Genomic DNA, 8,698 nt, shown 5'->3' with positions numbered 1-8,698 from the left:
ATTGCATTTACTAAAGTACTTGTAATTACGGTACAGCCCGGTGTATTAGAATCGGTAACTCTAAAGGTGTACGTTCCGGCTGTGGCTGCTGTATATACATTACTTGCCATAGCGGTATAAGAAGTGCCGCCGTTTGTGGAAACTTCGTATGTATAGGCCGTTTTTCCTCCTGAAGCAGTAATTGTAATTTGTGCCTCTGGGGTAGTTGCTGAACAGCTTAACTCTCTGGTTACTGCTGATGATGCCGTCAATTGTGGATAAACGATCAATGGAGTTGACGATGCTGTACATCCGTTACCATCTTTTACCCAAACCGTATAAGTTCCTGGTGAAACCGTAAAAGTACCACTGGCCTGGAAAGCTCCTGTTGTTCCTCCAATTCCGTATGTTAAAGTACCTGTACCATTTGTTCCTGTAGCGGTAATAGTAAAACTACTGCCTGAACCCGTACACTGATTATCTACTACTGCTGTAACTGTTGGTAGGTTGTCACTAATAATTGTTAACGTTTTTTTTGCTGTACATCCATTGGCATCTTTTACATAAACATCCCAAACCAAATTAGCACCTGAGTTTGTATTAACGGTGAAAACTGCACCTGAAGCATAAGCTGATGTAGGAACTGTTGAAGGATTTATAGCATAAGCATAAGTATAACTTGGTGTTCCGCCCGTAGCCGTTACCGTAATTTGTGAATTGTCATTGTTACAATTTACATTCGTACCAACTGCACTTGTAATAGATACTGCAGCAGATGGCTGAGTAAGTGTAACACTATAACTAGTCGAGCAGTTGGTTTTTCTATCAGTCGCAGTTATGGTATAAACCCCTGCCGGTTGTGGAGCGGTTACACTGATGGTAGTGGTAGTTTCACTTATGTTATTAGCACTCTGAATAACTGTATTAGCAGCATTTCTAATTACATAATCGTATCCTCTATCTTTTGCACCATTAACTGTAAACTGAATAGTACCTGTACCTCCAAAACATTTAATTGGTGTCAAAACACTTCCTCCTGCTACAATATCTGTTTCACTTTTTATATTATAATTTAAATCAAAACTACAACCGTTTTTATCAGTAGCTCTGAAAATATAGTTTCCTGGCTTCAGATTTTTAAATTCTCCATCTGATACGATAGCAGAACTATATCCTGCAGGACCAGAAATAATTTGATATTTAATTGGTGATATTCCACCTACTGCCTGAAATTTAACGTGAGCTTCATAAGCCGGACACTCTAATCCTGTATCAAACATCACATTAATGCCCGTAATAGATGATTTAGGATTAATTACTACTGATAAAGGCCCAAATTGACAGCCATTACTATCTTTAATATAAGCCGTTATTGTCCCAGCTGAACTAGTAGAATAAGTATTGCTTGAAGTAAAATTAGAAGTTCCGTTAAAACTATATTGATAAGTTCCTGTTCCTCCAGAACCATTAACTGTAACCACAGCTGGAACAGTACCGGTGCTGCTACATCCTAAATCAGTAGCACTAATTGATCCTCCTACTGCTGAAGGATTTATAATAGTAACATCACTTACAGCAGATTCACAGCCTTTACTGTCAATTACTTTAATATTGTAAGTACCAGCTGCCAAACCTGTAAATTGATTTGTAGACTGAGTTGTGTAAGTAGCAACAGAACTTAACTTAATGGCATATGTATAAACTGTTGTTGCACCATTTGAAGCAGTAACTGTAATTGTTCCATTATTAGCATTATTACAGGTAATATCTGTTTTAACAGTTGTTAATGTTGGAGTCGTTTTTGGAGAAACTACTATTAAATTGCTTGTCGCAGTACAACCTTTGCTGTCCGTAACTGTAAATACATAATTTCCTGCCTGAGTAGCTGTATAAGGAAAAGAAGTAATAGCTGTAGCTGTCCCTCCATTTCGAGAAACGGTATAGGTATAAGCTCCTGCATAACCACCAGATACAGCAGTTGTAATAGAAGCATCAACCAAACAGGTTAAGTCCTGCATCAAAGTTGCATTAAATTGTAATTGAGTCTCAATTATAATATTTGATATCGTAGACGTACAATTATTGCTATCCGTTACTACAATAGCATGAGTACCTGGTGCTACATTATTAAACGTATTTGTTGTAATTGCAGCATTATTGTCTAATTTATAAGTATAAGGCGCTAAACCTCCATTTACACTAACAACTAAGGTCGCAGGGTTTGAAGGAGTATAACAATAATCTGTAGTAGCAGCTAAATTAGCAGTTGGTCCAACTGGCGTAGCTATTGTTATAGCTGCAGACGCTGGAGATAAACAGTTATTGGCATCTTTTACCTGAATAGTATATGTTCCCTGAGGTACATTATTGAAAGTTTTGCCTGATTGAAATGCTCTCACAACTCCAGAACCATCGCTTAGCTGGTACTGATAGCTTCCTGTGCCTCCGGTAACCGTTGTAACTGTTATGGATGCATCAGTTGTACAAGTTGGTGCCGTTTTATCAACCTGAACAATAAGTATGGCCTGAGGGGCTTTAATTTCTGAATCAAATGTAAACTGACAAGCTTGTGCTGTATTGTCATTTTTTACAATTACTTTATATATACCTGCGGCTAAGCCCGAAACAGTTACGGGTGAAGTTGTTGAAGTATACCAATTTGAACCATTATCCGTAGAATAATAAAAGCCTGTAGTTGTATTAAAATTAGTTGCAGTAATAGTAATACTTCCATCATTTGAAGTGGTACATTTTGCGTCCTGAATCCCTGGTGTTGGTGCATTAAAAGCACCGTTCGTATCAATAACTATTGGGAAACTTTTTTCATTTCCACATGATTTTGGTATTTGACGAACCCATATATCATCTACAAGTAAATCATTTCCACTATAATCAGTGTTATAAGATCGGATAACAAAACTAAGATTTTTATAAGCACCCGGATTTAAAGACAATTCTTTATATTCCCATTGTTCATTTCTTGGAACTACCCATGGATTTGCAGTATCAGTTGTTGCGACAATAGTACCCCCACCTGATGAGTCTAAATTATTAACTAATTGAATTGTTAATTTCGGATCAGAATAATTGGATCCAGTGGTACTCCTCATTAAATTTTCTGCCCATAATGAAATAATTACAGGCTGATTTTCAATAACATCTTTAATTGGTTTACTGTATATAATACCTCCATATCCGGCTGATTCCCCAATGTTTACACATAAAAATCTTCCTAGTGCGTCTGTTGGTGTTGTATGATCTTTAGCAACTATCCACGTATTACCAAAATTAGTTTTAATAGAACTTGCTACTGCATATTTACCATCATTGATCTGGTAATCATTAATTGATCCGCATGTTGCTGCTGGCCAACTCGCAGGGTGAGGTGTTGATTCATCCTCAAAACAGTATTTACTACTAATTCCAGGTGTTGTAGTATAACCTCCTTTTCCAAAATCTTCCTGCAATAGGTTACTATAGGTAGAAACTGTTGTAATATTGTATTTTACAATTACAGTGTGATTTCCTGAAGGAACATTTGTAAATACATTGTTTGTTATTGGAGTATTTGGAACAGGATCAGCCGAACCCGTTTTCAAATAATATTCATATGTATAGGTTGCTCCTGTAGATGTAGGAGTATTCACTACGACTGTAGCAGTAGCAGTACCATCACAATTAAATACCGGATTAACATTACTATCAATTACAGGATCCTCAGGCTTAGGATCTAAAATAACATCATAAGGAATTTTATAAATACATCCTTTATCATCTTTTACACGTAGATCATAAGAAATCGTTGATGATACAACATACTTTTCAGGAGAAGTTTGCCATGTAGTACCTCCATCAAAACTATATTGATAGGGTGCTGTTCCTCCTTCTACGTTTGTAAATCTCAACAAGCCCGTTGGCTGACCTCCTTGTAAAGGTCCACAGCCTGCTAATTCAGCAACTCCTGCAGAAGCAGTTACAGCCGAAGTTGGCCCTGAAATGTTAATTGTTTCTACAGGGCCAAAGCAATCTTTTGTTTCAGTATAAGGCCAATTTGCAATTGGATAGGTAACACTATATTTTACAATAACATTATAAGTTCCTGGCTGTAAATTAGTAAAAACAGGATTGGTTTGATAACTACCTCCATTATTAATACTATAGCCCATAGTATAACCAGTTGTTGGACTAGTTAAATTAATACTTATCTGTGCTGCATCATTATAACAATTACTATCAGTATGTGAAACAGTATAAGTTGGTTTTGGTGTTTTAGGAACATCAATAGTAATTGTTTTTTCGCAATTACTTGTTCCGACTATTCTAATAGTATAAGTACCCGGTGTAGTAACCTCTATTTCATTTGAAGTCTGAAAGGTCGACGATCCGTTAACAAAATAATAAAAAGAATTGCTGTAATTTCTATCTTGGGTAGCCGTTATTTTTATTATACCTGTGGTGCAATCTGTTAAAGGTCTTGTAATTGCAGCTGAAGCTTTTATTTCACCGGCAGATTCATTTATACGGACATAATAATTGGTATAAGTACACCCATCCTCTGTTTTTACAGTAAATGTATAATCTCCAGTATCTAAATTATCAAAAAGATGATCAGCATCAGTAACAGGACCAACTTTTTGAACAGAAGTTCCGCTTTTAAAAAGTTCGTAATAATACTGCCCTCTTACACCAGAAGTGTTGACTTTTATACTTCCCTTTTCTCCAAAACATATTGGAGAAGTTGCAATTGTTTCAACATTTAATATTCTGTTTACAATATTAACAGAAACTTCAAATATACATGGATTAGTAGTAACTCCCTTTTGTCTAATATAAACCGTATAATTTCCAGGATTATTTATTGGAGAAAAAACATTACTGTCTTGATATGTTCCCGTTTTCGTTAAACTGTATTCATATCCAGCTGGTACTCCATTAACCGTAATTTTTCCTTTTGTATCACAGTATATATCATTATAAGTGACAGTAGGGTTTAATTCATTTTTATAAACATTAAAATAAAACTGATTGAAACAATTATTTTGATACGTAATTGTCAAACGATATTGGCCTTTTGTATCGGCTTTGTAATCGGGGCCTGTTGCTACCTGAGACCATGTACAAGATTCACTTTCGTTGGCACATTTATCATTTATAACTGCGTTGCAACTGGCTTCGTTAAGTTTTTCCCAAACTATTGTAGTTCCGGTACCAGATATTCCTGTTTTAATGTCTCTGAAATCACTTCCTCCACATAAAAATAAATTAGGTAAAAATTTCCCACTATCAGGACATTGGGTAATAGTACCTGCATAAGGAGCTCTTGCATAAGGCAACACAGGATTTTCCATTAATCCATTTGGCAATGTTACTGTAAATTTTTCAGCTATTGACAAACAAGGTGCAGGAGCAGTGTTTTTCACATAATATACTCCTTCTTTAACTACTGTAAGGGTTTGACTTGTTCCTATTACAGGGGTTCCTGTTGGACTTGTTGACCACGAATAACTGCTGTAACCGTTAGCTGCTTTTATTTGAATACTGGTACCACATAAAATTTCGCTTTTTTCAAATTTACAATCATCAACATCTACTAAAAAGTTAGTCGATTGTGGAATACCAACATTACAGTTTGTATAAGAATCCAAACTCTTATCTCCAAAAGTACCTGTATTGTAAGTACCGGAATAATTAGACAATGCAGTATTCATAATAATATTAGAACATACATCACTTATCTCACTACAAGATTCTACAACTTTAAGTTTAAAACGAATAGTGTATCTCGGATCACTTATTTCAACAAATTCTTTAGGAATAGTAAATGTAATGGCACGAGTTGCTGCATCATAAGTATGTGTTACCTTATATCTATTGCGCCCAATAACGATATCCGCTGGTAATTCAACTATATCTGCAGGATAATTAAATTTAGTATTAATAGGCAAAATATCTGTTATGGTAAAATTGGTAGCATTGTCATTACCTTGATTTTGAAACCCAATAACATAGTTTAATTCCTTACCTAAAGTAACATCTTTATTCCCCATATTGGTTGGGGGAGTTGTAGAATAATCAAAAACTTCTTTGGTTAAGGTTACTTTTGGTTCTATAATATCTACCGCAAAAGTAGATAAAAATGCTGCGTAACCATCTCCACCTGTAGTATTTGTAAACATTCTAAAAGTACCTTGTGTAGCACCATTCGGTATAACTGAATTTGATGGATTTGGAATTTCTAAATAATCAATGTCAAAACCTAAATTATTTCTGTTGGTAGGATTACGATTGGTTACCTGAGCATTATCAACAGTAATTGTAGCGTTGAAAAAATTAGAATTTTCTTCAGGTGAAAGTGTAGTTGGATTAAGTGTATTGGTAATAGGTGTAAAGGAGCTGTTAGGTGTAGTAGTAGGTACTAACCCATTTCTAAATAATAAACCATCACCTTTTTTGTCATAATCACCGTCTAATGCTGCTACACCTATTTTTGCTTTTACTGGAAATCCAACAGGCAAAGTTTGAAATCCACTAATTGGAATATCAACTTTTAATAATTGATCGCTTCCCGCATCAACATTAGTCATTTGAGCACCGTCAAAAACCGAAATATATTTACTTGAAACTGTTGGGCTTTCATAAATAACTACTAACGACCATCCTCCAGCACTTCCTCCTCTTCTAATACCTGTTGTTGCTCTTATATTAGCTACTGTATAAGTTTGGTCAGCATTTGGTAAAGCTTGTAATATACTGGTTACATCTTTAAAGCAAACGTAAACCCCATTATTAAAATTATTACTGTTATCGCCTTTAAAAATTACTTCTCTAGGATTAGTCTTATTAGCTGTTAATGTTTGATATGTACCATTCCCTATTTTAAGTTTAACCTGATTCCAATCGGTTGCTGCCGCAGTACCACAATTAAAGCAGTTACCATCTGTACTTGATCCATTAGGATACATAGCGGACCAGTATAATCCTGCAAAAACAATCCTTTTACAATTATTATTGATAACTAAATCTGCACTACTGGAACTAAAGTTACCATTAGTATTATCTATATTAAGATAAACAGCATCTAAATCATTGTTGTTTTTAGTTCCGTTATAAGGTAGACTCTCACCTTTAGGAGTCAAAATTGTATTACCTATTATCTTAATATCTCCCTGAACTTTAAGATACTTATTACCTTTTCCATCATCAAGTCTGGCAGAAAATTTTGTCCCAACCTGAGCTTGTCCAATATTAAAGGCAAAAAATAACAAAAACACAAGAATAGCCGTACTCTTGATTTTTATTGCTTTTAATTCATTTATTCCTTTTTGGTTAAAAAAAAGAATCCTTAAATCATTAAACTGATTTTTAGCAAATAATACAAAATTTGTAATCAATGCTAAAACCAAATCTGCAGGTTTAAAAGTAGTAGGGTTTTTCATGGTATTAACTTTTTTGGGCTTTAACTTTATAATCTAAGGGGCGTTATAAAATAAAGTTTAAGCGCTTTAAAAATATTTATTTTGTTAGTCCTTTTTATTTTTAAAAAGAACGTGATTTCTTATTTGTATTCTATTATTATCTAATTTTCAACTTTTACAATAACCATTCTGCTATTGTAAGGTTTATTTCCTTTTGCTTCTAATGCATTCGTTGCTCCAGATAAATCTTCATGTTTTTCGTAGTAAATATAATATTTACTTGTGGTCACATCATAAAAGAAATTAACATCTGAAACTCCTGCTGCGACAGCTTTGGTCAAAAACTCGTCTCGTTTTTCAACACTCTTATGGACAGCAATAATTAGATAATAACCACTATCAGAATTTTTAATATTCTTAATAATTTGCATATTAGACTGATCTTCACCAAAATCAAAATCGCTTTCTGTTAAAGGTTTGCTGCTTAATTTTGTTGTCTCTTTTATACGTTTAAGAGCAGCGACATCTTGTGCATACCTTCCCTGATCATTTTCATAAGCCGCACGTTTAATTCTACGTTTTTTCTCAATTTCAGTTTCAGTCTTAATTCGCTCTAAATTTGCAATTAATGTAATATTATCCTGTTCTGCTTTTAATTGAGCTGCTTTTAATTCATTGATTTTTTCCAAATAAGCTCTGTTTGTGGCATCGTTTTTATTAGGAACTTTTTTAAGTCTTTCATTATATAAATTTGTCAAATTAGCAATAGCATTCTTCTGAGCTTTATTGGCGTCTGCTATTTGATCTTTTAAAGATTCTATCTGGGCATTTTCAGCGCTTACACTTTTAAATGGTTTTGGTTCTCTATAAATACCTTTTTCACTCAAATCATTTTCTTCCTTCATATCATTCAAGTCTTTTTGCTTGTTAGCAACGGTAGCATTGAATTGAGCAATTAAATCTGATTGAGTTTTCCCTGAACCTTCAACTATTCGTGTCAAATTATCTAGCTCTTTTACACTTTCGTCTTTTAAAGCTGCAGCTGCTAATGCTTCTGCATCAGCTTTCGCTTTGGCATCCGCTGCTAATTTTGCCTGAAGAGCTTCTGCATCAGCTTTCGCTTTGGCATCCGCTGCTAATTTCGCCTGAAGAGCTTCTGCATCAGCTTTAGCTTTGGCATCCGCTGCTAATTTCGCCTGAAGGGCTTCTGCATCAGCTTTAGCTTTGGCATCCGCTGCCAGTTTTGCCTGAAGGGCTTCTGCATCAGCTTTCGCTTTGGCATCCGCTGCTAATTTTGCCTGAAG

Annotated in this window: 1 protein-coding gene and 1 pseudogene; both read right to left on the bottom strand. The window is 34.8% G+C overall.

The window, feature by feature from the left end; genetic code table 11:
- Positions 1-7,415, bottom strand: a 7,415-nt coding sequence (locus ACEN2I_RS19730) for a hypothetical protein (protein WP_441767798.1), incomplete at its 3' end; no start/stop codon positions are given.
- A gap of 140 nt (positions 7,416-7,555) precedes the next feature.
- Positions 7,556-8,698: pseudogene (locus ACEN2I_RS19725) on the bottom strand (PorP/SprF family type IX secretion system membrane protein); the annotation flags it as partial.

Origin of the sequence: Flavobacterium sp. W22_SRS_FK3 (genome assembly GCF_052113665.1) — a bacterium.
In the GTDB taxonomy this organism is placed as follows: domain Bacteria; phylum Bacteroidota; class Bacteroidia; order Flavobacteriales; family Flavobacteriaceae; genus Flavobacterium.
The sequence above is the reverse complement of the archived record's forward strand: the minus strand, read 5'-3'. Positions and strand labels throughout refer to the sequence as shown.